This is a genomic window from Dermabacter sp. HMSC06F07 (assembly GCF_001807345.1).
GTDB classification, from domain to species: Bacteria; Actinomycetota; Actinomycetes; order Actinomycetales; family Dermabacteraceae; genus Dermabacter; species Dermabacter hominis.
The window spans coordinates 77,269-101,687 of sequence record NZ_KV788588.1; the positions used below are offsets into that span (position 1 = coordinate 77,269).

Here is a 24,419-nt window from a genome sequence, read left to right on the forward strand (position 1 = left end):
GCTCCATGATGCACACAGATGAATTCGTGCTTGAGGTACGCGACCTTGACGTCACGTACGGGAGCGCGGCCAGCCCCACTGTCCGCGGAGTGTCTTTCACGCTTAGACCGGGGGAGAAGCTCGCGCTCGTAGGCGGGTCCGGTTCTGGCAAGTCCACGACGATCGCCTCCATCCTCGGCCTACTGCCTGGCGAAGGTCGCATCACGGGTGGCTCGATCACCTATCGCGGAACCGAGCTCGTGAACGCGTCGCCCACACGATGGCGAGACGTCCGCGGCAAGCGGATCGCGCTCGTGCCTCAGGACCCGATGTCGAACCTCAACCCGACGATGCGGGTTGGCGATCACATTGCTGATGCGCTTCGGGCCTACGGGATGAAGGACAAGAAGGCGATTGAACGCGAGGTTGTGCAGCTCATGGCGGAATCGGGCATCCCGGATCCCGAGCGGCGTGCGAAGCAGTATCCGCACGAATTTTCCGGGGGCATGCGTCAGAGGATTCTCATCGCGATTGCACTCGCGGGTGACCCCGACCTCGTGATCGCGGATGAGCCGACGAGTGCACTCGACGTCACCGTTCAAAAGCACATTCTTGACCACCTCGAATCCCTCGTGGAAGAACGCGGGATGTCGCTGCTGTTTGTGACGCACGATCTTGGCGTCGCGGCCGATCGAACCGACACCGTTCTCGTGATGAGCAAGGGCGAGATCGTTGAAAGAGGGGCGCCGGGGCAGGTCCTCGCGAATCCCCAGCACCCATACACGCGGGAGCTCGTTGACGCGTCCCCCACGCTCGAAGGGACGAAGAAGAGTGCTTCCGCATGCGAGGGGGGAGAAGGCGCGTCGAGCGAAAACGTCCTTGAAGTTGAGAAGGTGACGAAAGTCTTTCGCTTGCGCGGCGCGCGCAAGGGGGAGGTTCGTGCAGTGGACGACGTTAGTTTCACGGTGCGACGTGGATCGACCCTCGCGATCATCGGCGAATCGGGGTCGGGAAAATCGACCCTGGCCTCGATTATCCTCGGTTTGCAGGAAGCGACGGGCGGGGAAGTGAAGCTCGACGGGCGCTCAGTCGTGAACGCGAACGCACAGCAGCGCAAGGAACTGCGCCGCTTCACGCAGCCCGTGTTCCAGGACCCGTACTCGTCGCTCAATCCGATGTGGACGGTCGAACGGATCGTGCGCGAGCCCCTCGACACATTCGGAGTCGGGCACAAGACCGAGCGCCGTGCGCGTGTGCTCGAGGTTCTCGATCACGTTGCACTACCGTCGAGTGCCGCCCGCGTGCTTCCCGGGCAGCTCTCGGGCGGTCAGCGTCAACGCGTTGCAATCGCCCGCGCACTGGCGGCGCATCCCCAACTCCTCGTGTGCGATGAGGCCGTCTCAGCTCTCGACGTTCTCGTCCAAGACCAGATCCTCGATCTCCTCGGAGACCTTCAAAAAGACCTTGGTGTCAGTTGCGTGTTCATCACCCACGACCTCGCGGTGGTGGCAAATCTCGCGGACGACGTTGTGGTGATGAAGGCCGGAAAGGTCGTGGAAAAGGGCTCGGTGTACGATGTCGTGCGAAACCCTCAACACGAGTACACGCGAGGGTTGCTCGATGCCGTCCCCGGAAGGGAGTTCATGCGTGTCTGACGCCGCGGCGAAGACCGTGACCGCCACCCTGCGCAAGCGAATTATCGCTGCCCAGTACGCGGCCGGCACTCCGCTTCGTGAAGTTGCCTTGGCGAAGGAGTTTGAGCTGTCGCGCGTCCCCGTGCGTGAGGCATTGCGCATCCTCACGGCGGAGGGATTCGTTGATACGCGGGCAAACGTCGGATCCCGCGTGGCCCACCCGCCCTTTGACGATGCGCGCGAGCTGTTTGACCTCCGCATCACACTCGAAACTTCACTCGTGCGGGACGCAGCCGCGCGATTTGCCGAGTTTTCCGCTCCCGGAGCCGCCCATGTTGAGCGTTCGCGCCGCCTGTGCACGGAAATTGAGGAAGCCCTCGCGCAAGGCGACGAGGCGTTTGCGAATCGAGACGGTGCTGGAATCGCGGAGGCGAATCTCCGCGTGCACCAGGGACTTGCGGATCTAGCCATGCGCCCTGTGCTGAGCCACATCCTCCAGCAGATCGGTGGGCGCGTGGAGTGGCTTCATAGCGCGCATCGTGGCTTCACGGTTACGCGCGACACGTCTGCCTGGGATCAGCACAAAATAATTTACGACCTCGTGCGCGCGGGGGATGCGCACAACGCGCACGAGCGGATGCGCGCCCACCTGGAGGCATCGCGCGACGCCTTCGTCGCGAGCCTCTCGAGTTTGGCCGACGAGGATCGGTAACGAGCGCCCTCACGTTTTTCTATACGAACTGTCGCACGAGCGCGACGAGTGCGACGACGACGATGGTCGCGCGCAATACCGAGTTCGGTAGCCGCTTCGCAACGTGCGAGCCAACATAGCCACCGATCATCCCGCCCACGGCGAGAATGACGACGCCAACCCACCACACGTGCGCGTCGAAAAACACAAACGCCACGAGGTAGACAATTGCGGCCGTCGCATTGACGTAGAGCTGCATGAGGTTCTTGACCGGGTTGACGTCTTTCATGCTGCGGGACGTGGCGATGCCGAGGATCCCCATGTAGAGAACGCCCTGTGCAGCGGTGAAATATCCGCCATAGACGGCGGCCGCCCCCACGGGCGCGACGAGCCACGGACTTTCGTATGCCTCGCCGACGGGGCCCGTTTGCGTGCCAGGATCGGCCTCGCGCCGTTTATTGAGCCACGCCGTCAGGTAGGGCTGACCGATGACGAGGGCGAGCGCAACGATGATGAGAATGGGCACGACGATGTCGAGAGCGCTCGAGGGGGAGAGGAGGAGCAGTATCGAGCCGGCGCTCGCGCACACGATCGTGGTGAGAGAAAGGGGAGCGAGGTGGCGCTTCTCTGCCGCGATTTCTTTGCGGAAGCCAAGGACGGAGGCGATTGTCGCGAAGGACATTCCGATCGTGTTGGTGCGCACGGCCACGCCGGGCGGGACGCCGAGTGCGAGGAGCACGGGGAGGGTGAGGAGAGAACCGGATCCGACGGCTGCATTGACGATGCCCGCGAGTATGCCCATGACGAACAGCAGCAGCGCGCTCAAACCCAACACGGGTTCCACCTCCAGTTTGTTGTATACATTTAGATGTCATGAGCCACCGTAGCCGCTGACCTCGCGTCAAGCGCAAAGCGTTCGCGATGTGGTCGATAGACTTTCTCCATGGCCGAAGTCCAGTGGCACAGTATCGAACCCGCGCCCGTTGTGCTTATCGCGGGCAAGGAAGCGCTCCTCGCCCAGCGCGCGCTCGAACGCATCGTCCGGCTCAGTCGCGAACGCCACGCCGATCTTGAGATCCACCGTTTCACCTCAACCGAAATTACCAAGAGCAACGTCCTTCAATACACGGCCCCCTCGCTTTTCGGCGAGCCACGCCTCGTCATCATCGATGAGGTGACACGCGGCGCGGAGCCTCTCATCAACGCTCTTATGGAATACGTGCAGAGTCCCGAGCAGGACGTCACGCTCGTGCTCATCAATCGCGGTGATCAGCGCGCCAAGAAGCTCCTCGACGCCGTGAAGAAATCGGGCGCTCCATGGGTGAACGCGGCAGAGATCAAAACCGCGAAAGCAAAGATGACCTTCGCGATGAGCGAGTTTTCACGCGCGCGGCGCCGCGTCAACTCCGATGCGGTTAAAGCTCTCGTCGATGCCTTCGGGGCAGACCTCATGGAACTAGCGGCCGTGAGCACCCAACTCATGCGCGACACCGAGCCCGAGCCGGGTCAGCAGGCTGGCCCCATCACGCTCAGGCACGTCGAGGCTCTTACGGCAGGCCGCGCGGAGACAACGGGATTTGCGATCGCCGACGCCTGCCTCGCCGGCAAAGAACGCGAAGCGCTCGTGCTGCTTCGCCAAGCCGAACTCTCGGGGCTGTCTCCCGTCGCCATCGTCGCGACGATTGTGCGCAAGGCCAGGCAGGTGGCGCAGGCAGCGATTCCCGGTGCGACGGCAAAGAGCACAGGCATGCAGGACTGGATGTTCCGCAACAACGCTCAGCTCGCCCGCCACTACTCGGAGCGCGCGCTCGCCTCGGTGTTCGAATCCCTCGCCGCAGCGGATGCCGCGGTTAAGGGTAATGATCGTGACCCAATGTGGGCGCTTCAACGCCTTATCGTAGAGATTTCGCGCGCGAGGAGGGGGCGGGCATGAATCGTTTCGACTGGCGAACCGCTCTGTGGGTGATTGGTGGTGCGCTTCTCACGCTTCTTCTCGTGCTGACATTCGCGAAGGACCTCATCGCGCAGGTGCGGATCATCTTCGGCTAGGTAGGGCGGCGCACGGGTCGATCCACTGCCGAAGAGGCAACCAAAAAGGCCCCGCCGAAGCGGGGCCTTCCGTCACGCTAAAACGCGAGAATTATGCTCACTTCTCGAGCGTCGCTACAAGCTTTGCGAGACCCGACTTGCGGTTTGCAGCCTGGTTCTTGTGGATGACGCCCTTCGACACAGCCTTGTCGAGCTTGCGCGAAGCCTCACGAAGAGCCTTGGTCGATGCTTCCGCATCGCCGGCAGCGACAGCGGTGCGAACCTTACGCACGTAGGTCTTGAGCTCGCTGCGGTACGCCTTGTTGCGTGCCTGAGCCTTCGCGTTGGTCTTGTTGCGCTTAATCTGGGACTTGATGTTTGCCACGAGGTGCCTTTTCTAGATGTTGAGGTGAAACGCCGCTCATGAGAGGTGCTCGCGCTCGACGGGGACGGGCGGTGGGGTGTCGCCTGGAGACGTCAAACGTTCGCATCACGAACGGAAAAACTCACGCCGGCGCATGCAGCACTCTGCCCCAGAGACACGAAAGGGACGAAAGTGCGCCGCACACAGCGCAGTATGTTCACACATACAGCCGTCAACTTTACCAGCGCTAAGCGTGAAAGCCCAGAGTTAAAACTCACCAGCCATGCGCGTCACGTGTGGCATTAGCCACCCGCTCAAAGCGTGCTTTGTCCAGTTTGCCGCCCTCTCGTCGCACCTTCGCCGCTTCGAGTCTAATGAGCCGATCGACCCGCACCTCGGAGGGGCGATGCCGCGAATCCCACGACCCGGTGCCGATATCGACCCAACGATTGCCGTGCTCATCGGTGTGATCGCCTTTGCCGCGATCGCGCGAGGTGAGCATGAGCGCCACGATTACGCCGCCGCCTTCGTCGGCGATCACGAGAACGGGGCGGTCTTTACCTTGTGAGCGGTCCTCCTCGAACGGGACCCACGCCCACACGATTTCGCCCGGATCCGGATTGCCATCAGCGGCGGGGGCGTACGTGAGGTTCAGGGGAGCGTTGCCCGCACGGTCGGGGAGAGCGGTTCCGGTGTCGCTCGCGCGAGCATCGGTGTGCGAATCTGGCCCGACGCTTGCCCGGCCACCGTCGGAACCCTTCATTTTTCCTTCGAGCGAGCGCACTCCCTCCCGCGCAAGGCGACGGGCGGCGCGTTGCACCTGACGGTTGCGGGCAAGGGAGCCCGCGATGGACCGGAGGGAGGAGAAAAGGCTCATGATGTGACCGTATCAACCCGTGCGCGGGCCCGCGTGAACGAGCCAAAACTGTCCGTGCATGGGACAATGGAATCATCTGTGCCCGTCGAAAGGATTCCCGTTGACTAGCGCCCCCGCGAACATGCGCGAGATTGAGCCAGCCGCGACCTCTATGGAGAGGATCCGTAACTTCTGCATCATTGCGCATATCGATCACGGAAAATCGACCCTCGCTGACAGGATGCTCCAGCTCACCGGGGTCGTCGACGAACGTGCGATGCGGGCCCAATACCTCGACCGCATGGATATCGAACGCGAGCGCGGTATCACCGTGAAAAGTCAGGCCGTGCGCATGCCGTGGGTTGTGGACGGCGAGGCGTACGCACTCAACATGATCGATACGCCGGGTCACGTGGACTTCACCTACGAGGTTTCGCGCTCGCTTGCGGCGTGTGAGGGCGCGATCCTTCTTGTCGATGCCGCGCAGGGTATCGAGGCGCAGACCCTCGCGAACCTGTACCTTGCGCTCGACAACGACCTCGAGATCATTCCGGTGCTCAACAAGATCGACCTGCCCGCCGCTGATCCCGAAAAGTACGCGGCGGAAATCGCTCAGCTCGTGGGTTGCGATCCCTCGGATGTTCTCAAGGTTTCGGGCAAGACCGGCGAGGGCGTCGAGGTGCTCCTCGATCACGTTGTGCGCACGATCCCGAAGCCTCATGGGCAGATTGATGCGCCCTCGCGTGCGATGATTTTCGATTCCGTGTACGACACGTACCGCGGTGTTGTGACGTACGTGCGTGTCGTCGACGGGCAGCTCGACCCGCGCGAAAAGATCCAGATGATGTCGACGGGCGCGACTCACGAGCTTCTCGAGATCGGCGTGATCTCTCCCGAACCGAAGCCCACGAAGGGGCTTGGCCCCGGCGAGGTTGGCTACCTCATTACGGGCGTAAAGGATGTGCGCCAGTCGAAGGTCGGCGATACGGTGACCGCCGCGCTGCGCGGTGCTGAGGAACCGCTACCCGGCTATTCAGAACCGAAACCAATGGTGTTTTCGGGTCTCTTCCCGATCGACGGCTCCGACTACCCCGCGCTGCGCGACGCGCTCGATAAGCTCAAACTCAACGACGCTGCGCTCAACTACGAGCCCGAAACCTCGACAGCGCTCGGTTTCGGCTTTCGCGTGGGCTTCCTTGGCCTGCTCCACCTCGAGATCGTGCGCGAGAGGCTCGAGCGCGAATTCAACTTGGACCTGATATCGACCGCGCCCAGCGTGATCTACCACGTGACGATGGAGGACGGCACCGAAGTCCAGGTACTCAACCCTTCCGATTTCCCCGAGGGCAAGGTCCACGAAATCCGCGAACCCGTCGCGAAATCCACGATCCTCGTGCCCAAGGAATTCGTGGGCACCGTCATGGAACTGTGCCAGTCCAAGCGCGGCACGATGAAGGGCATGGACTACCTGAGCGAAGACCGCGTTGAGCTCCGCTACATTCTTCCCCTCGCCGAGATCGTGTTCGACTTCTTTGATCAGCTCAAGAGCCGTACGAAGGGCTACGCCTCGCTCGACTACGACGTTCAGGGCGAGGAAGCGGCCGACCTGGTCAAGGTTGACATGCTTCTCCAGGGCGAAACCGTGGACGCGTTCAGTGCGATCGTGCACCGCGACAAGGCCTACCACTACGGCGTGGAAATGGCTGGCAAGCTCAAGAACCTCATTCCGCGCCAGCAGTTCGAGGTGCCGATCCAGGCGGCGATCGGCTCGCGCATCATTGCGCGCGAAAACATTCGCGCGATCCGCAAGGACGTGCTTTCCAAGTGCTACGGGGGCGACATCTCCCGTAAGCGCAAGCTTCTCGAGAAGCAGAAAGAAGGTAAGAAGCGCATGAAGTCGATCGGCTCGGTCGACGTGCCGCAAGAGGCCTTCATCGCGGCGCTGCGCTCGGACGGCGGATCGTCGGACGGCAAAAACAAGTAAGGGGACGAACATGAACGTCGAACCACTTTCGGTCGCTATCGCTCAAGGCCCCGCGCGCGTGATTGCGACGTGCACGGTGGAATCACTCTTCCACGTCGAGGAAACGGGCATCCGCTCGGGGATCAACAAGGTCCCGCGCGCGGAGGGCATCAAGCTCCTTACGCACGGCGTGCTTGGCGATGTGCAGGGCGATACCGAACACCACGGCGGTCTTTTCAAGGCCGTGTACGCTTTCGCGCGCGAAACCCGCGACGAACTTGCGCGCCGGGAGGGATTGAGTGGTCTGCCCGACGGTGCCTTCGGCGAAAATCTCGTCACGGAGGGCATTGATACTGACGAGGTTGTCATTGGCTCGCGCTGGCGGATTGGCGGTGCCGAGCTTCAGGCGAGCGTGCCGCGCCAGCCCTGCAAAACTTTCGCCGTGTGGATGGGGCGCTTCGCCGATCAGGCTGGGATCGAGCCCCGAGGAGCATGGGGCCGCCGCTTCAACGCCTACGGCAAGTCGGGCGCGTACTTCCGCGTTGTGCGGGAAGGCGTTGTGCGCCCGGGTGACGAAATCGAAGTGCTTTCGGTTCCCGAGCACGGCGTAAGCATAGGCGAGATCTTCCGCGGTCTCTCGAGCGAGATCGATCCAACGAGCGCCAAGGCACTCTTGAGCTGGGCCCGCGACACGGAAACGCCCGTGTACACCTCGATGGCAAGGGGGTGCCTCGCGGCGCTCGAGAGCGCCGGCATCTCCTTCGAATTCCCTGCCTCGCTCATCACCGATGGCCGCGGGAACTAACGCCGAGCGCCGAGGGCTCTCGGTCTACATTCACGTGCCGTTTTGCGCGGTGCGCTGCGGCTACTGCGACTTCAACACCTACACGGCGAGGGAGCTTGGTGGGGGAGGATCGCAAGCCGAATATCCTGCCAATGCGATGCGCGAAATGGAGCTCACACTCGCAGACGATCAAGCGTCGGACTTCACGTACGACCGCGTGGTCACCGTGTTCTTCGGAGGCGGGACCCCCACGCTTCTGCCTGCAGATGACCAGGCGCGCATGCTCGCCCACCTCGACTCGCTTATCCCTCTCGCCCCGGGCGCCGAGGTGACGACCGAGGCGAACCCCGACTCCGTTACGCGAGACTCCCTGATGCGACTTGCCGAGGCTGGGTTTACACGCGTGAGTTTCGGCATGCAATCGGCGGTGCCGCGTGTGCTCGCGATCCTCGACCGCACCCACAACCCAGAGTCCGTCCCGCGGGCCGTCGCGTGGGCCCGGGAGGCAGGCCTGCAGGTGAGCCTCGACATGATCTATGGAACGCCGGGGGAAAGCCTCGCGGATGTCGAGACCACGATCGACGCGATCACCGAGATGCAGCCGGACCACGTGAGCGCCTACTCGCTCATCGTCGAGGGCAACACCAAAATGGCCCGCCAGCTGCGCCGCGGCGAACTCAGCGAGCCCGATCCGGACTTCATGGCCGATGCCTACGAGCTCATCGCCTACCGCACGCGAGCCGCGGGCTTCGAGTGGTACGAGGTCTCGAACTTCGCGCACGGCGAGGAGTTTCAGTGCCGCCATAACCTCGCCTACTGGCGGGGCCGCGACTGGTGGGGGATCGGCCCCGGCGCGCATCGACACCGCGACGGCTACCGCTCGTGGAACCTCAAGCACCCCTCGCGCTACGCGGCGGCTCTTGCGCAGAACCGGCTTCCCGTGGATGGCTCCGAGCAGGTCTCTGATGAGGATCGCGCGCTCGAACGCCTCATGCTCGAGATGCGCCTTCGCGAAGGATTTTCCGCGGCGAGTAATCCGCTCACCTCGAGCGATGAGGCACGCGAGGTGCTCGAGCGGCACGTGGCAGCGGGGCGGTTGGATGCGAGTGCGTGGGATAGCGGGATCGTGAGGCTTTCCGACGCCGGCCGGCTCATCGCCGATGCCATCACGCGCGATGTTTTGCCTTGAGAGCGCTTTTGAAGCGGCTGAGACTCGGGTGATCCCTACGGTTCATGTTGATCACTTTCGTTGTCCGCTTTCTTATTCCGGGCGACGAATTGTTGAAGAACGGTAAAAATTAGAAAGCCGAGAAGCAGGATCGCCACGATCATCACGACAACAACGAAAATGACCATAAACCACGCGGACCTAAAAATCATGAGATTCCTACGCTTTCGAAAGTCGCCGCTGACTCGATTTTGCACTTACCTGAACCCACCTCGTACTTTCGATCGCGTTCAGTGCAGATGAGGCTCCGGTCAAGCAAACGGTAGAGGTATTGGGTTTATCGAACCCAAGATTACTCAGTGACACGCCATACCCGCCAGAGGGCTTATGTCGTACCAAGTGATTCTTCCTGGTGTGTCTTTAATGTACTCGTACGCAGAGTCGAAGTCTCTCCACACCACCCACTCCGTAGATTCCGGCAGAGGCGGGGACTCGGCCGCTCAGTCGACGCTTCCGGTGGCCCTTGAGCGCGGGCGAGGTAAGCGTCGGATTTGCTCCCGAGCTCAAACCCCCACAACCTCTATGCAATCCGGGGCTGCTCCAGGTCAGGGAGCGGTGACGAAGTCGATGAGCTCCTCGATACGCCCGCTGAGCGTTGGTTCGACATCGGCGTACGAGCGCACACGAGAGAGGATCTTCTGCCAGCCCTCGGCGATATCGGCTTGGGACTCGGCGGGGAGGCCGAGCGCCCTAAGTGATCCCACCTTGATGTCGGTTCCCTTGGGGATGTGGGGCCATTTCTCAAGCCCCACTCGTGCGGGCTTCACGGCTTGCCACACGTCCACGTACGGGTGGCCAAGGATGAGCACGTTGCCCGCAACGCCCTTCTCCCGCATGACGGCCTCGGCGATCCGCGTCTCTTTCGATCCGGGAACGAGGTGGTCCACGAGGATTCCGAGCTTGCGGCCCGGCGCGGGGTTAAATGCCCGCACGCGCTCGAGGAGATTATCGGCGCCATCGAGCATCTCGACGGCGACACCCTCGATGCGCAGGTCGTGCCCCCACACCTTCTCCACGAGTTCCGCATCGTGCTTGCCTTCAACCCAAATCCGGGAGCCGCGCGCGACGCGGGCACGGGCCCCTTCGACATAGGTTGAGCCCGACGCGCTTCGTTTAGGGGCTGACGTTTGCCGAGCAGCCGTCGGACCGCCGCTCGTGGGCGGGGTCAAGCGAACGGGCTTTCCATCGATCAGAAAACCGGGGCCGAGGCGGAACGTGCGAAGGCGCCCGTGACGATCCTCGAGTTCGACGATGTGGATACCGCCCGACTTCTCCACGCGCGTGACGGCGCCGACCCAGCCGGTTTGCACATCCTCGACGACGAGCCCGCGCTCGGCAGGGACATCCCTGCTCGCGGGGCGTTTCGGGTGAAAGGCATCCCCGGTACCGGAAAGGACGTCGTGGCCGTATCGATCGATATTCACGGCGCTTTACGCTACCAGGGGCGTGTTCGCTCACAGGGGATCGCCACACCGTGCAAGGGTCGCGCACTACGCGTAGTATTGGCACTCGAAGCCTGTGACTGCTAACGCGCGAAAGGATGAGAAGTATGGATGAGCGCAAGCTCAGCATCCTCGGCGCGATCGTGGAAGATTACGTGGCGACTCGCGAACCGGTGGGCTCGAAGTCGTTGCTCGAGCGGCACGAACTCGGCGTCAGCGCGGCGACCGTACGCAACGATATGTCCGTGCTCGAAGAAGAGGGCCTCATTATGCAGCCCCACACGTCGGCGGGTCGCATTCCCACCGACAAGGGCTATCGCGTTTTCGTCGACTACGTCGCGCAAGTCAAGCCTCTCTCGGCTCCTGAACGGCGCGCGATTCAGACGTTTTTCGACGGCGCCCACGACCTTGATGACCTTCTTTCGCGCACGGTGCGCCTGCTGTCGCGTCTCACGAATCAAGTGGCGGTCGTGCAGTACCCGGCGCTGCGACAAGCACACGTGCGCCACGTTGAGCTCGTGAAGACATCCGAGACTCTCCTGCTCGTCGTGCTCATCACAGACGCGGGGCGCGTGGATCAGCAGACGATTTCGCTCACACATCCCCAAGAGGCCGCCTATTACGAGAGGCTTCGCGAGCGCATTAATCGGGTATGCACGTCAAGGCCCGTGACCTCCGTGGGCGGGGATCTGGAGGCACTGCTCGATGCGGAATCCGAACTGACCCGCGCGGCGGCGACCGAGGTGCTCGACACGCTCGGTGAGCTGCTCGCCTCGCGCCGCGAGGATCGCATGATCGTCGGCGGAGTCTCGAACCTTGCGCGCGGCGAGCAATTCTCTCGCGAGGTCGGGCCGATGCTTGACCTGCTCGAGGAACAGCTCGTGCTCCTTCGACTCCTCGGCGAGATGCATTCGAACTTCGGCGAGGTCGATGTGTTGATCGGCGAGGAACTCAGTAGCGTTTCGGGCGATGCCCTTCAGCGAGCGGCCCTCGTGGGGAGCGCCTATACCGAAACTGCAGGCGCCGCCTCCCCCTCCTCGCGCATCGCGATCCTCGGCCCCTCGACCATGGACTACGTGACCTCGATTTCTTCCGTGCGCGCTGTCGCGCGGTACATTTCCCGTTTCATCGGTTAAGAACTGAACCCAACTCTCAAGGAACCACACTTCGTGAACGACGACTTTTACGAGACCCTCGGCGTCTCAAAGGACGCAAGCGCGGACGAGATCAAGAAGGCCTACCGCAAGAAGGCCCGCAAGCTGCACCCCGATGTCAATCCCGATCCAGCCGCAGCCGATCAAATGAAGAAGGTCTCTCAGGCATACGAGACCCTCTCCAACCCCGAAAAGCGTCGAATGTACGACATGGGCGGTCAGAACCCATTTGGGGGCGGTGGCTTCGGTGGCTTCGGCGGGGGAGCGACGTTCGATTTCTCCGACCTCTTCGATGTGTTCGCGGGTGCGTCAGGAATGAGCGGACGCGGGCGTGGCCCGATCCCGCGCGAGCGGCGCGGCAACGACATCCTCCGACGCATGACACTCGAGCTCGATGACGTCGTCTTCGGCTCCGAAAAGGAGCTGACATTCGCGACGGCTGTGACCTGCAATCGCTGCCACGGTAACTGCTGTGAGCCCGGAACGGGAACGAAGAAGTGCACCGTCTGTAGCGGAAGCGGTCACGTGCAGCGCACGGTGAACTCTCTGCTTGGTCAGATGGTGCAACTCGCGCCGTGCTCGGCCTGCCAGGGACACGGCACGATCATCGAGAATCCTTGCAGCGAGTGCCAGGGGCACGGCCGTGTGCAGGAGGAGCGCACGATTACGCTGCGCGTTCCCGCGGGCATCGATACAGGTCGCCGCATCCAGCTTCGCGGGGAGGGCGAAGCGGGTGAGGCTGGCGGCCCCGCCGGAGACCTCTTCGTCGAGGTTCGCGTCAAGGAGCACGAGATCTTCCATCGCGAAGGCAACGATCTGCTCGCGCGCCTCACAATTTCCATGATTGCCGCGGCCCTTGGCACGAAGGCCACTCTCACGACCTTCGACGGCGAGCGCGAGGTCGAGATCAAGGCTGGAACTCAGCCCGGTGATGTCATTCGGCTCCGCGACCTCGGCGTCACTGCATTGCGCGGCGACTCTCGCGGCGACATCCTCATCGAGGTGGGCGTCGAGATCCCGAAGAAACTCTCGGGTGCCGAAAAGGATCTCCTCGCGAAGTTTGGCGAGATGCGCAACGAACCCGACCTTCGCTCAGCGGCGAAGAACGCCCAGCACAGCGACGGCGGCGTCTTCGCGAAACTCCGCGAGAAATTCCGCGATCTGTGAGCCTCAAGAACTTCCTTCTCCTCGAGGGGACTCTCGAGGGCGCCACCGCCGGAAGCTCAATCGAGATCGGCGGGGACGAAGGGCACCACGGGGCACGCGTCATGCGGCTTCGCCCGGGCGAGAGCATCCTCCTGACGGACACGCACGGTCACCAGGCGGAGGCTACCGTCACGAACGTCTCGAAGAGTAGCTTCGACATTCAGCTGTGCAGCGCGCCCACGCACGAGCCAGCGCCGGAGACGACATTTGTGCTCGTCCAAGCGCTCGCTAAGGGCGGCCGCGACGAATCGGCGATTGAAATGGCGACCGAACTTGGCGTTGACCGCATCATTCCCTGGCAAGCTGATCGCAGCGTCGTCCAATGGAAAGGTGCGAAAGAGGGTAAGGGACTTGAGAAGTGGCGTGCGCGTATCAACGCCGCAGTTAAACAGTCTCGTCGCGCACGCATCCCCGTGCTCGAGCCCGTCGTCACAAGTGACGATCTCGCTGCCCAAATCGCGCGTGCAGTTGACAGCGGATCGACGGTTCTTGCCCTGCACGAGAGTGCAACCGTAGGACTCGGGGCACACCTACGCGATCTCAATCATGCCGCGGGTAGGCAAGAAGGCATTCCTCGCGACGTGTGGGTCATCGTCGGGCCCGAGGGCGGTATTAGTGACAGCGAGATCGACCGGTTTGCTCGCGCTGGTGCCACGCCGACGCTTCTGGGCACGGAGATTCTTCGGGCCTCGAGCGCGGGCCCCGCGGCTCTTGCGGCCCTGTGCGCAGTAACCGGGCGGTGGCAGTAGCCCCACCGCGATGCTAACTGCCTTCACGGCTCGCGGCCGGCGAGCGTCGGAAGCACAAGCCGCGCGGTACCCTCGACTACTAGACTGGTGGAACCAGCGCACACACGAGCCGCCACGCGCCCATTCCCGGCACCGTGCGGCGGCAGCCCTGAGGAGGAACCGATGACCACGACCGCACCAGATTGTGTCTTTTGCCAAATCGTTGCCGGCGAGATCCCGTCGACCAAGGTTTACGAGGACGCCGACGTCGTGTGCTTCAAAGACCTTGAGCCGAAAGCTTCGGTTCACGTGCTCGCCGTGCCGAAGGAACATTACGCCAACATCGTGGAGCTCTCGGCCAACAAGGACCTGCTTGCCGCGGTCGTCAAGGCAGCGGGCGCGGTCGCGAAGGAACATGCCCGAGGCGAGTTCCGTTTCCTCTTCAATACCGGTGAAAGCGCTGGCCAAAGCGTTTTCCACGTGCACGGGCACATTCTTGCCGGTAAAGCCCAATCCGAAGGAGACCTCTTCTAACCGTGCAGGAGACCACCGAAATCCTCGAACGCTACGTCGCAATCCCCGACCACTTGCGTCCCGTCGCCGTTCTCGGCGCGAATGATCAGGCACTCAATGTCATCGAGAAGATCATGCCCGACATCGACGTGTCGATGCGCGGACACCAGATCACACTGCGCGGCCCCGAAGGCTCTCTCGATCGCGCTGCCGCCATCATGAACTCTCTCATTGAGATCGCCGCAAGCGGCGAAACCGTGACGGGCGGAGCCGTCCACCGCGCCGCAGAACTCTACGGCGATGATCGGCGACGTGACCAGCACGTGTCGGCGATCCTCAGTCAATCAGTTCTCTCCGCACGAGGGCGCACGATTAGGCCGAAGACGATCGGCCAGAAAGAGTACGTGGACGCTATCGATGAGAACACGATCTTGTTCGGCATCGGCCCCGCAGGCACCGGAAAAACGTACCTCGCGGTCGCGAAAGCCGTGCGTGCACTTCTCGATAAGCAGATCAACCGGATCATCCTTACGCGCCCCGCGGTCGAAGCAGGCGAGCGCCTCGGATTTCTCCCGGGCACGCTCAACGAGAAGATCGACCCCTACTTGCGCCCGCTCTACGACGCGCTACACGACATGCTCGACCCCGAGTCCATCCCGCGGCTCATGGGGGCGGGAACGATCGAAGTTGCGCCGCTCGCATACATGCGCGGGCGTACGCTCAACGATGCCTTCATCATCCTCGACGAGGCGCAAAACACGACACCCGAGCAGATGAAGATGTTCCTGACCCGCTTGGGTTTCAACTCGACCATGGTGGTCACGGGCGATGCGACCCAGGTGGATCTTCCCGGAGGCACCAGCAGCGGCCTCAAAGTCGTCGAACGCATCCTCGGTAAGGTCGACGACATTGCCTTTTGCCACTTGAGCTCCAAGGATGTCGTGCGCCACCGACTCGTCAGCGACATCGTCGACGCCTACGCGCGTTGGGATCTTTCCGAGTTCTCACCGAAGAAAAAGGGGAAGCGATGAGCATCGAAGTCAACAACGAAACGACCGCCAAGATCGATGCCCGCGAGTTCGTTGATCTCGCCCGCTACGTATTCGACGCTATGTTCTTGCACCCGGCCACCGAACTGTCGATCACGTTTGTGGACGAGAAGGCCATGAGTGAACTCCACGAGGAATGGATGGACCTCGAGGGGCCCACCGACGTCATGAGCTTCCCCATGGACGAACTTCGCGAAGGACGCGAAGGGGAGCTCGCCCCCGAAGGCCTCCTCGGCGACATCGTCATCTGCCCCACCGTCGCCGCGCAGCAAGCCCGTATTGCCGGCCACAGCTCGGAAGAAGAAATGCTTCTTCTGCTCACTCACGGCATCCTTCACCTGCTCGGCTACGACCACGTCGAGCCCGAGGAAGAGCGTGTGATGTTCACGCTCCAGCGCAAGCTGCTTTTGACGTTTCTCGCGGGCCGTGGCTCTCGCGTGGGCATCTGTGATACCGGCGGCCCCGAGGCATGAGTACAACCGCTTTTCTGGTTCCACTCGCTATCGTCGCGATCGTCCTCGCGGTGTGCTTCTCGGCCGCTGATGCCGCTCTCAGCACGCTTTCGCGCCACAGTATCGAGCGCTACTTTGAAGACGAGGAAAAGAAGCGGGACCGCATCCTCACGATGCACGACGACACCCACACGACGTTCGCAACGATCGCGCTTGGGCGCGTTCTTGCCGAAACGACCTACGCTGTTGTCATCACGGCATTCATGTTCGAACGGCTCGAGGGACTGTGGCTACCACTCCTCCTCGCGATTACGGTGACCTTCCTCGTGTCGTTCATGGGAGCCTCCGTGTCGCCCCGCACGCTAGGCAGGCGTGCCCCAGAGAAAACGATCTCGGCTCTTTCCCCGCTTGTCCGTTTCGCTCGGGTCGCCCTGGCCCTTCCTGCGAAGGTCCTCATCCACATCTCGAACGCCTTCACTCCCGGCGGGAAGGTCGCGGGCGGACCGTTCGCGACGGAGGAGGAGCTTCGCCACTTCGTGGATCGCGCGAGTGAAACGGAAGCGCTCGAAGACGACGAGCGCAACATGATCAAGGGTGTGTTTGATCTTGACGACACGATGATCCGCGAGGTCATGGTGCCCCGCACCGACATGGTGACGATCGACGCGGACGCGACCGCGAACAAGGCCATGCGCCTGTTCGTACGCTCGGGGTACAGCCGAATTCCCGTCATCGGCGAAGAGGGCGTCGACGACCTGCTCGGCATGCTGTACTTCAAGGATGTGATGCGTGCGATCCATTCGCCGTGGGATCCCGGCGGCGATCGGCCCGTCACAGAGATCATGAGGCCCGTGAAGTTCTACCCGGAGTTCCTCACTGCCGATCGCGTCATGGAAGCCATGCGTACCTCTCGCGTGCACGTTGGTATCCCCGTTGATGAATACGGTGGTGTTGCCGGCATCGTCACGATTGAGGACATCCTCGAAGAGATCGTGGGGGAGATTGCCGACGAGCACGACCGCCGCGAGCAAGAGGCCGAGAAGGTCGCCGAAGGCGAATACCGCGTTCCCGCGCGCATGACCATCGTCGAGGTCGGCGAGCTTTTCGATCTCGAGATCGAAGACGACGATGTTGACACGATCGGTGGTCTCCTCGCGAAAACCATTGGAAGGGTGCCGATCGTGGGCGCCGAGGGCACCGCCCACGGCCTACACATGGAAGCCGATCGCACGAGTGGCAGGCGCAAGCAGGTCTCGGCAATTCTCGTCAGTCGCGCCCCGCGCGATACCGGTGACGAGTCGCACGAGAGCGACGATTAGGAGAGCAAAAGTGGAAACCGTGCATCGAAGTGGCTTCGTCGCTCTCGTCGGCAGGCCCAACGTCGGCAAATCGACGCTCACGAATGCGATGGTGGGGGACAAGGTCGCGATTACGAGCTCGAAACCTCAAACGACGAGGCGAGCCATTCGAGGGATCGTCAGCCGCGAACACGACCAGATCATCATCGTCGATACCCCGGGCGTCCATCGCCCCCGCACCCTTCTTGGTAAGCGCCTCAACGATCTCGTGCGCGAAACCCTGGCCGAGGTTGATGTCGTGGGCTTTTGCCTTCCGGCTGACCAGAAGATCGGGCCTGGCGATCGCTTTATCGCCGAGGACCTTCGACAGTTGCGTGGCAACCGTCGGAGCCCGGCGATCGTGGCGATCGTGACGAGGGTGGATCTCGTGAGCCGAGACGAGCTCGCCGCTCACCTCATGGAGGTTGAGCGTTTTGTCAATGCTGAAGACATCGTGCCCATCTCCGCGCTCGAGGGTGAGCAGATCGACGTGCTCATGGATGTCATTGCCTCGCATCTTCCCGAGGGCCCAGCGCTCTATCCGGATGATCAACTCACCGAAGAGAGCGTGAGCGACCGTATCGCGGAGCTCGTGCGCGAGGCTGCGCTCGAGGGCGTGCGCGATGAACTGCCGCACTCCCTCGCCGTTGTGGTCGAGGAGATCGTGGAGGAGTCGCTCGACGGTGATCCGTTCGCGGAGGTGGCGCCCGGCGAAGGCCGGCTCGTGGTGCGCGTTTCGCTCTTCGTTGAACGCGACTCCCAAAAGGGAATCGTGATCGGCAGGGGCGGTAAGCGTCTCAAGCAGGTCGGTACGCGGGCGCGTCGTGGCATCAGGGATCTTATGGGTCGCCCGGTCCATCTCGATATTCGGGTGAAGGTCGCCAAGGATTGGCAGCGGGACCCCAAGCAGCTCGGTCGCCTGGGCTTCTAGTTTTTGGATCGGCTCCGTCTCACATTTCGAGTGTCCGACGGTTGCCGCTCTCGCATTGCTTGCCCCAGGTGTAAGGTGACGGCCATGAACCGAGACGCTCGTATTGTTGCCGCAACCGAAGATCCGCGCACGCCAGTTCTCGGCCAGCATGGGGATGCGCCCCAGGTGCCCTCTGGTATGCCAGTCAAGCGGTATCTCCCGTTTCACGAGCAGATTCCCTTCACGCTTGAGGGGCGCGAGTGGCCAAACCGCGTGATTACCCGTGCGCCGCGCTGGTGTGCGGTGGATCTTCGCGATGGTAACCAGGCACTCATCGACCCCATGAACACCGAGCGGAAGCTCAGAATGTTCAACCTTCTCGTGGGGATGGGATTCAAGGAGATCGAGATCGGGTTTCCTTCGGCGTCGCAAACGGACTTTGACTTCTGCCGCACCCTTATCGAGCAGGATCTCATTCCGGATGACGTGACGATTCAGGTGCTTGTCCAGTGTCGTGAGCACCTGATTGAGCGCACGTACGAGGCGCTCCAGGGCGCCAAGCGCGCAATCGTGCATTTTTACAACTCGACATCGATCGTGCAGCGCGATGTCGTATTCCGCGCGAACGAGGACGAGGTTCTCGACATAGCCGTGCAGGGGGCGTTGCTCGCGAAGAAATACGAGGAGTCGCTCGATGGCTGCGACATCACCTACGAATACTCGCCCGAGTCATTCACCGGCACGGAGCTCGAGTACGCGGCACGCGTGTGCAACGCGGTCATCGACATCATCAAACCGACCCCCGAGAAGAAGATCATTATCAATCTTCCGGCGACGGTCGAGATGGCGACCCCAAATGTGTACGCGGATTCCGTCGAATGGATGGATCGCCATTTGCACGCACGCGAGAGCGTCGTGCTTTCGCTTCATCCCCACAATGACCGCGGCACGGGGGTCGCGGCGGCCGAGCTCGGCTACCTCGCGGGTGCGGACCGCATCGAGGGGTGTTTGTTCGGCAATGGGGAGCGAACGGGCAACGTTGATCTCGTGACGCTCGGCCTCAATCTAGCGACGCAGGGCGTTGACCCTCAACTCGACCTGTCGAATGTGCCGGAGATTCGCCGTACGGTCGAACACTGCAATCAAATCGGGGTCCACGAGCGCCACCCGTACGGCGGCGACCTTGTGTTTACCGCTTTTTCGGGCTCGCACCAGGATGCGATCAAGAAGGGCCTTGAGCGCATGGACACCGATGCGCAGCGCGCGGGCGTCGAGGTGGGCGAGGCGACGTGGCGCGTACCCTATTTGCCCGTTGATCCCAAGGACATCGGCCGCAGCTACGAGGCGGTTATCCGGGTGAATTCGCAGTCCGGCAAGGGTGGCATGGCGTACCTCCTGCGCACCGAGCACGGACTCGATCTTCCTCGCCGCCTGCAGATCGAGTTTTCGACCATCGTGCAACGCCGCACCGACACTGCCGGTGGTGAAGTGACTCCAGCCCAGCTGTGGGAGGCGTTCGTCGACGAGTACCTTCCCAACCCCGATGCGTCCAAGCGCTGGGGACGCTACGGCTTCAGGGGGCTCACCCAGCACTCTGAGGGCGAAGGGACAGACAGAATTGCTGTGCAGCTTCGCGTCGAGGATCACGAGAGCACGATCGAGGGCCTCGGTAACGGCCCGCTCGATGCGTTTGTGAAGGCGCTCGCCTCGCGCGGGGTCAAGGTACGGATTCTTGACTACGCCGAGCACGCTCTGAGCGAGGGTGATGACTCGCTCGCCGCAGCGTACATCGAGGCTGAGATTGGCGAGTCAATCTATTGGGGCGTGGGTATCGACGGCTCGATTACCAGGGCCTCACTTCAGGCGCTAATTTCGGCGCTCAATCGTGCCGCACGCGCGGGGATTCTTTAGGGCCGCTCGCAGGTGGCATCGAGGCTGTACCGCGACGATGCGATCGTCCTTCGAACCCAAGACTTGGGGGAGGCCGATCGCATCGTTACGCTCTATTCGAAAAACCACGGGAAGATCCGCGCGGTCGCGAAGGGAGTGCGGAAAACCTCCTCCCGCTTTGGCGCGCGCCTCGAGCCTTTCCAGCGTGTCGACGTGCAGTGTCATCGTGGACGCTCCCTCGATACCGTTTCGCAGGTCATGACGATCACCGCGTACGCCGAGCAGATCGCTGGCGACTACGCGCGCTACACGGCAGCGGCGGCTATGGGCGAGCTCGTGGAGAGACTCACGAACGAAGGATTCGACCCTACGAGCGCGCACTACATGATGCTCGTTGGGGCACTGCACGCGCTCGTGAATTCCGGGCGGCCGCCCGTGCTCGTCCTTGATGCCTTTTTGCTGAGGAGCATTGCGATGGCGGGTTGGCGCCCGGAGCTTCGCAACTGCGCTGTGTGCGGGGCAGAAGGGCCGCACCAGGCATTCGATGTGAGCCAAGGTGGCGTCGTGTGCCGAGAATGCCGGCGCCCCGGCGCCGTGGCAGCGCGACCGAGCGTGACCGAACACATGATCTTTTTACTCGCGGGAGACTGGGACGAGGCCCTCGCAACCGACCCTGCTGCGCAGGCAGAAGCGGGCCGTCTCATCGCGCGTATTCTTTCCTATCACCTTGAGCGGCCGCTTGCTGCCCTAGAATTGGTGGATCGATCCATCGAAAGCGCGCCGGCGCTAAAGGAGAACGCGTGAAAGCCAGCTACGTGAACCCGCCCGAACACCCCTCGGGGGAGAAGGCCCCGGTTCTCGAGGAACGCTTCATCCCGAAACACGTCGCTGTCGTCATGGACGGCAACGGACGCTGGGCTAATAAGCGGGGTTTGCCTCGCACAGAGGGCCATGCCGCGGGCGAGGCGGCGCTTCTTGACGTTGTTGCCGGGGCGATTCAGGCGAACGTGACGCACCTGAGCGCCTACGCGTTTTCGACGGAAAACTGGTCGCGCTCCCCGAGCGAAGTCCGTTTTCTCATGGGCTTTTCGCGGAGCGTCTTGCGGCGACAGCGAGACACGCTCCATTCGTGGGGAGTGCGCATAAAGTGGATCGGCCAGGCAAAACGGCTGTGGCCTAGCGTGATCAAAGAGCTGCGTGAAGCGGAAGAACTCACGAAGCACAACACGGGGCTCACGCTGTATATGTGTGTCAATTATGGCGGTCAGGCGGAGCTCACGGATGCGGTCCGTGAGATCGTGACAAAGGTCAAGAACGGCAAGCTTTCGCCGTCGCGCGTCAACGAGAAGACGATTCGCGCCCACCTCTACGACCCCGACATGCCCGACGTCGATTTGTTCATTCGCACCTCGGGCGAGCAACGCACCTCGAACTTCCTCCTGTGGGAGGCCGCCTACGCCGAGATGCTCTTCGTTCCCGAGCTGTGGCCGGACGTCGATAGGCGAACCCTCTGGCGCGCCATTCTCGACTACGCCAAACGCGACCGTCGATTCGGCGGGGCGATAGACAAGGTTGCGACGTCCGAAGGGTTCGGCGAATAGGGCGCGCTAGCTGTCGCGCTCGGCTTTGCCGCCCTCCGTTTCGGGGAGCAGCGGGGCGCGCTCGCCCGTCACGACACGTTCGTGCGCGAGCTCTCTCGTGGCGCGGTTTCGCTCGGCGCGTTTGCGAAGGATGTAGTACGTCAGTAGTCCGACGGCTGCCACGGCTATCGCCACCGCCACGTAGGGATTGCTGAGGGCCACCCTCCACCACAGGGCAAATGCGGCAAGACCTACGGTTGCGTAGATAACGGCCCACGCAAACCCGCCGATCAGGAGGGCCGGGACGTAACGAGCGAGTGGCATGCGTGTCACTCCCGCCGCGAGGTTGGCGGCCGTTTGGAAGCCGATCGTGAGGAAGCTGAGCGCGACGATCGGCGCGCCCCATTTGTTGACTTTTTCTGCGGCGTTTTCAACCCGCGGGCTCGTGAGGATCGCGTGGAAGCGGCCGCGGTCCGCGAGTTTATAGGCGAATCTTCCCAGGAGATACGTGCCCCCGGCGCGGCAGTAGATCACGACCATGAGGAAAGCGATCGCGGGAAGAAGGGGAAGGGAGTTGATCCAATCGAGCATTCCAGCAGGAGACGCCTACTTCGCCGCGGACGACGCCGAGCAATCGGGGCATAGACCAAAGATTTCGAGCGTGTGCTCGATCTGGGTGAAGCCATTCTCCTCAGCGACCTTATTCGCCCACCTTTCAAGCTCGGGCGGAAGGAACTCGATGGTCTTGCCACATGTGCGGCACACGAGGTGATGGTGGTGTGATTCCGTCGTGCACTGACGATAGATTGCTTCGCCCGAATCGGTGATGATGACGTCCACGAGACCAGCGTCGACGAGCGGCTGCATGTTCCGGTACACGGTTGCGAGCCCCACCGACTCTCCGTCGGCTCGTAAAAGATCGTGCAGCTGCTGTGCCGTCATGAAACCCTGTGCAGATTCGAGCGCGCCCAAAATCGCGGTGCGCTGTTTAGTGGTGCGGAGTGGTTTTGCCACGACAATCACGTGCCCTTCGGTTCGTGCGAGATTCTCGCGCGGCCAATACTTGCCTGCGCGAGAACTCCCAGGATATAGAACCCAATCGCAATCAGCACGATCACGCCACCAGGCGGAAGATCCACGTACACGGTCAGTAGAAGCCCGCTGACGGCACAGACGACGCCAAGAAGCATACTCACGCGCATCGTGCGCGTGAATCCGCGAACGACCTGTTGCGCTGCCGCGACCGGCACAATCATGAGAGCGGACACCATCAGGGCACCGACGATTCTCATCGCGAGGGTCACGGTGAGCGCAGCCATAATGGCGATCAACACGTTCACGGCACGTACGGGAAGACCGATCGCTCGCGCGTGCTCTTCATCGCTCGTGACGGCGAACAGAAGTGGGCGCGCGCCGACGCCGACGAGAAGAATGACGAGTGCAAGAGCGAGCGCAACCCACAGATCGGAGTGCGTGACCGTCGCGAGTGACCCGAAGAGATATGCCATGAGGCTCTGCGACGTGCCCCCAGCAAGTTGAATGATCACGACGCCGCCGGCGATGCCGCCGTAAAAGAGGATCGCGAGGGCTGTGTCGCGGCTCGTATGGCCGACCTCGCGCACGTACTCGATGAGCACGGCACCTATGACACTCGCGGCAAGCGCTCCCGGGATCGCGAGCGCATCGCTACTGGAAAGCTGGAAGATCGAGCTAGCAAGCCACCCGATTGCCACACCCGTGAGCGCGACGTGGCCAAGCCCGTCGCCGAGAAGCGAAAGCCGCTTTTGCACGAGATAGGTGCCCACGACGGGCGCTGTAAGCCCCACTAGTACCGCGATGATGAGGGGGTAGCGGACGATCGGCGAGAGAAGAAGGTCGAGGGGGCTCACGGGTGAATCTCGTTCCCTAGGCACTGGTCGATGGTCTCGTTCACGTGGTGCTTTCCGTCCTCGCTCTCGCTTGCATCCGCATGCAGATCGTCGTGGGGGAGTGGGCCGTCGTGAACAATTCGACCTTCCTCCATCACGATTGCGCGCGTAATGAGGTCGCGCAGCGGGTCGAGATCATGGAGCACGACAACGACAGTCGTCCCGCGCTCGTGGAGCTTGCCGATGAGTTGAGAGATGTTCTCTTGAGTCGCGGCATCAACCCCGGTAAAGGGCTCGTCGAGGACAAGAATGCGTGGCTCCCGCACGAGAGCGCGAGCGATCATGACGCGCTGACGCTGACCACCGGACATTTCCGTGACGGCGCGGCTCGAAAGAGCACCGAGCCCCACGAATTCGAGGGCACGCTGGACCTTGGTCTTCGGCGCCCGGGTGAACAGTCGCGTGCTCGTGAGCAGGCCGCTCGCGGTCGTCTCGTACGCGCTTGCCGCAATATTTCCGCTGAACGCGGCCATTTGTGGCACGTATCCGATCGCGTCGTGCACACCCCGCGTGGTCGAGGGGCGGCCGAGGATCTGGGCGCTTCCACCCGAAAGGGGCAGCACCCCGATCATGGCCTTGAGTAGCGTCGACTTACCCGAGCCGTTCGGCCCGAGAATCGCGACTACTTCGCCCTCGTTAATGCGGGCTGTGACGTCCTTGAGGACGACGTTGCCGCCGCGTTTGAGGCTCACATGTCGAACCT

Annotated in this window: 26 protein-coding genes; 17 read left to right on the forward strand and 9 right to left on the reverse strand. The window is 62.4% G+C overall.

Annotated features, from left to right (window positions below; translation table 11 throughout):
- The first annotated feature begins 8 nt into the window (after nt 1-8).
- Both HMPREF3157_RS07420 and HMPREF3157_RS07425 read left to right on the forward strand, forming a co-directional pair.
- On the forward strand, nt 9-1,634 hold the full coding sequence (locus HMPREF3157_RS07420; RefSeq protein ID WP_070436254.1) for a dipeptide ABC transporter ATP-binding protein: 1,626 nt from the start codon (nt 9-11) through the stop codon (nt 1,632-1,634).
- Entirely contained in the window at nt 1,627-2,325 is a 699-nt protein-coding gene (locus tag HMPREF3157_RS07425; RefSeq protein ID WP_052126890.1) for a GntR family transcriptional regulator, read from the forward strand. The genes HMPREF3157_RS07420 and HMPREF3157_RS07425 overlap by 8 nt, the downstream gene beginning before the upstream one ends.
- A gap of 19 nt (nt 2,326-2,344) precedes the next feature.
- Here HMPREF3157_RS07425 and HMPREF3157_RS07430 read toward each other — a convergent pair whose 3' ends face one another.
- Nucleotides 2,345-3,148, reverse strand: a complete 804-nt coding sequence (locus tag HMPREF3157_RS07430) for a sulfite exporter TauE/SafE family protein (protein ID WP_246816556.1) — start codon at nt 3,146-3,148, stop codon at nt 2,345-2,347.
- Nucleotides 3,149-3,247: 99 nt separating this feature from the next.
- Here HMPREF3157_RS07430 and holA point away from each other — a divergent pair, with 99 nt between their 5' ends.
- Nucleotides 3,248-4,237 carry a DNA polymerase III subunit delta gene (gene holA, locus HMPREF3157_RS07435; protein WP_070436005.1) on the forward strand — a complete coding sequence of 330 codons (990 nt, stop codon included), beginning with the start codon at nt 3,248-3,250 and terminating at the stop codon, nt 4,235-4,237.
- Between the two features lie 213 nt (nt 4,238-4,450).
- Here the strand turns inward: holA and rpsT are convergent, their stop codons facing one another.
- Both rpsT and HMPREF3157_RS07445 read right to left on the reverse strand, forming a co-directional pair.
- On the reverse strand, nt 4,451-4,717 hold the full coding sequence (gene rpsT / locus HMPREF3157_RS07440; protein ID WP_016664452.1) for a 30S ribosomal protein S20: 267 nt from the start codon (nt 4,715-4,717) through the stop codon (nt 4,451-4,453).
- 253 nt (nt 4,718-4,970) lie between these two features.
- Nucleotides 4,971-5,573 (reverse strand): type II toxin-antitoxin system PemK/MazF family toxin, encoded by a 603-nt coding sequence (locus HMPREF3157_RS07445; protein WP_070436006.1) that lies wholly within the window; start codon nt 5,571-5,573, stop codon nt 4,971-4,973.
- 121 nt (nt 5,574-5,694) lie between these two features.
- Between HMPREF3157_RS07445 and lepA the strand changes: the two genes are divergently transcribed.
- The 3 genes from lepA to hemW are packed head-to-tail and all read left to right on the forward strand — an operon-like array spanning nt 5,695 to nt 9,488.
- On the forward strand, nt 5,695-7,536 hold the full coding sequence (gene lepA / locus HMPREF3157_RS07450) for a translation elongation factor 4 (protein WP_070436007.1): 1,842 nt from the start codon (nt 5,695-5,697) through the stop codon (nt 7,534-7,536).
- Nucleotides 7,537-7,546: 10 nt separating this feature from the next.
- The gene (locus HMPREF3157_RS07455) at nt 7,547-8,320 is read left to right on the forward strand and encodes an MOSC domain-containing protein (RefSeq protein ID WP_016664455.1); all 774 of its coding nucleotides are present in this window, start codon (nt 7,547-7,549) and stop codon (nt 8,318-8,320) included.
- Nucleotides 8,304-9,488 carry a radical SAM family heme chaperone HemW gene (gene hemW, locus HMPREF3157_RS07460; protein WP_016664456.1) on the forward strand — a complete coding sequence of 395 codons (1,185 nt, stop codon included), beginning with the start codon at nt 8,304-8,306 and terminating at the stop codon, nt 9,486-9,488. Before HMPREF3157_RS07455 ends, hemW begins: the two co-directional genes overlap by 17 nt.
- 35 nt (nt 9,489-9,523) lie before the next feature.
- Here the strand turns inward: hemW and HMPREF3157_RS10555 are convergent, their stop codons facing one another.
- Nucleotides 9,524-9,679 (reverse strand): hypothetical protein, encoded by a 156-nt coding sequence (locus HMPREF3157_RS10555; RefSeq protein ID WP_016664457.1) that lies wholly within the window; start codon nt 9,677-9,679, stop codon nt 9,524-9,526.
- Between the two features lie 393 nt (nt 9,680-10,072).
- Nucleotides 10,073-10,951, reverse strand: a complete 879-nt coding sequence (locus HMPREF3157_RS07465; protein WP_016664458.1) for a DUF3097 domain-containing protein — start codon at nt 10,949-10,951, stop codon at nt 10,073-10,075.
- A gap of 125 nt (nt 10,952-11,076) precedes the next feature.
- On the opposite strand from HMPREF3157_RS07465, the gene hrcA reads away from it, so the two are divergent.
- The 11 genes from hrcA to HMPREF3157_RS07520 all read left to right on the forward strand — a co-directional run bounded on the left by hrcA (nt 11,077) and on the right by HMPREF3157_RS07520 (nt 21,809).
- Entirely contained in the window at nt 11,077-12,105 is a 1,029-nt protein-coding gene (hrcA, locus tag HMPREF3157_RS07470) for a heat-inducible transcriptional repressor HrcA (protein ID WP_034372998.1), read from the forward strand.
- A gap of 33 nt (nt 12,106-12,138) precedes the next feature.
- Nucleotides 12,139-13,290, forward strand: coding sequence for a molecular chaperone DnaJ (dnaJ, locus tag HMPREF3157_RS07475; protein WP_070436008.1), 1,152 nt, complete (start codon nt 12,139-12,141; stop codon nt 13,288-13,290).
- Complete coding sequence (locus tag HMPREF3157_RS07480; RefSeq protein WP_070436009.1) at nt 13,287-14,078, forward strand: 16S rRNA (uracil(1498)-N(3))-methyltransferase; 792 nt, start codon at nt 13,287-13,289, stop codon at nt 14,076-14,078. Before dnaJ ends, HMPREF3157_RS07480 begins: the two co-directional genes overlap by 4 nt.
- Before the next feature lie 162 nt (nt 14,079-14,240).
- Nucleotides 14,241-14,591, forward strand: coding sequence for an HIT domain-containing protein (locus HMPREF3157_RS07485; protein WP_016664462.1), 351 nt, complete (start codon nt 14,241-14,243; stop codon nt 14,589-14,591).
- 2 nt (nt 14,592-14,593) lie between these two features.
- Nucleotides 14,594-15,601, forward strand: coding sequence for a PhoH family protein (locus tag HMPREF3157_RS07490; protein WP_070436010.1), 1,008 nt, complete (start codon nt 14,594-14,596; stop codon nt 15,599-15,601).
- A complete protein-coding gene (ybeY, locus tag HMPREF3157_RS07495) occupies nt 15,598-16,092 on the forward strand; it encodes an rRNA maturation RNase YbeY (RefSeq protein ID WP_070436011.1) in 495 nt (164 codons plus the stop codon). The genes HMPREF3157_RS07490 and ybeY overlap by 4 nt, the downstream gene beginning before the upstream one ends.
- Nucleotides 16,089-17,390, forward strand: coding sequence for a hemolysin family protein (locus tag HMPREF3157_RS07500; RefSeq protein ID WP_070436012.1), 1,302 nt, complete (start codon nt 16,089-16,091; stop codon nt 17,388-17,390). Before ybeY ends, HMPREF3157_RS07500 begins: the two co-directional genes overlap by 4 nt.
- A 10-nt stretch (nt 17,391-17,400) precedes the next feature.
- A complete protein-coding gene (era, locus tag HMPREF3157_RS07505) occupies nt 17,401-18,339 on the forward strand; it encodes a GTPase Era (RefSeq protein WP_070436013.1) in 939 nt (312 codons plus the stop codon).
- A 177-nt stretch (nt 18,340-18,516) separates the two neighbouring features.
- On the forward strand, nt 18,517-20,229 hold the full coding sequence (gene leuA / locus HMPREF3157_RS07510) for a 2-isopropylmalate synthase (RefSeq protein WP_070436256.1): 1,713 nt from the start codon (nt 18,517-18,519) through the stop codon (nt 20,227-20,229).
- Nucleotides 20,230-20,241: 12 nt separating this feature from the next.
- On the forward strand, nt 20,242-21,012 hold the full coding sequence (gene recO, locus HMPREF3157_RS07515) for a DNA repair protein RecO (RefSeq protein WP_070436014.1): 771 nt from the start codon (nt 20,242-20,244) through the stop codon (nt 21,010-21,012).
- Nucleotides 21,009-21,809, forward strand: coding sequence for an isoprenyl transferase (locus tag HMPREF3157_RS07520; RefSeq protein ID WP_070436015.1), 801 nt, complete (start codon nt 21,009-21,011; stop codon nt 21,807-21,809). The genes recO and HMPREF3157_RS07520 overlap by 4 nt, the downstream gene beginning before the upstream one ends.
- Nucleotides 21,810-21,815: 6 nt before the next feature.
- Here the strand turns inward: HMPREF3157_RS07520 and HMPREF3157_RS07525 are convergent, their stop codons facing one another.
- From HMPREF3157_RS07525 to HMPREF3157_RS07540, 4 genes are read right to left on the reverse strand one after another with little or no spacing between them, the layout of a single operon-like run.
- Nucleotides 21,816-22,379, reverse strand: coding sequence for a DedA family protein (locus tag HMPREF3157_RS07525; protein ID WP_070436016.1), 564 nt, complete (start codon nt 22,377-22,379; stop codon nt 21,816-21,818).
- A gap of 15 nt (nt 22,380-22,394) precedes the next feature.
- Nucleotides 22,395-22,811 (reverse strand): Fur family transcriptional regulator, encoded by a 417-nt coding sequence (locus tag HMPREF3157_RS07530; protein ID WP_070436017.1) that lies wholly within the window; start codon nt 22,809-22,811, stop codon nt 22,395-22,397.
- The gene (locus tag HMPREF3157_RS07535; protein WP_016664472.1) at nt 22,808-23,677 is read right to left on the reverse strand and encodes a metal ABC transporter permease; all 870 of its coding nucleotides are present in this window, start codon (nt 23,675-23,677) and stop codon (nt 22,808-22,810) included. Before HMPREF3157_RS07535 ends, HMPREF3157_RS07530 begins: the two co-directional genes overlap by 4 nt.
- Complete coding sequence (locus HMPREF3157_RS07540) at nt 23,674-24,408, reverse strand: metal ABC transporter ATP-binding protein (RefSeq protein ID WP_070436018.1); 735 nt, start codon at nt 24,406-24,408, stop codon at nt 23,674-23,676. Before HMPREF3157_RS07540 ends, HMPREF3157_RS07535 begins: the two co-directional genes overlap by 4 nt.
- Nucleotides 24,409-24,419 lie beyond the last annotated feature (11 nt).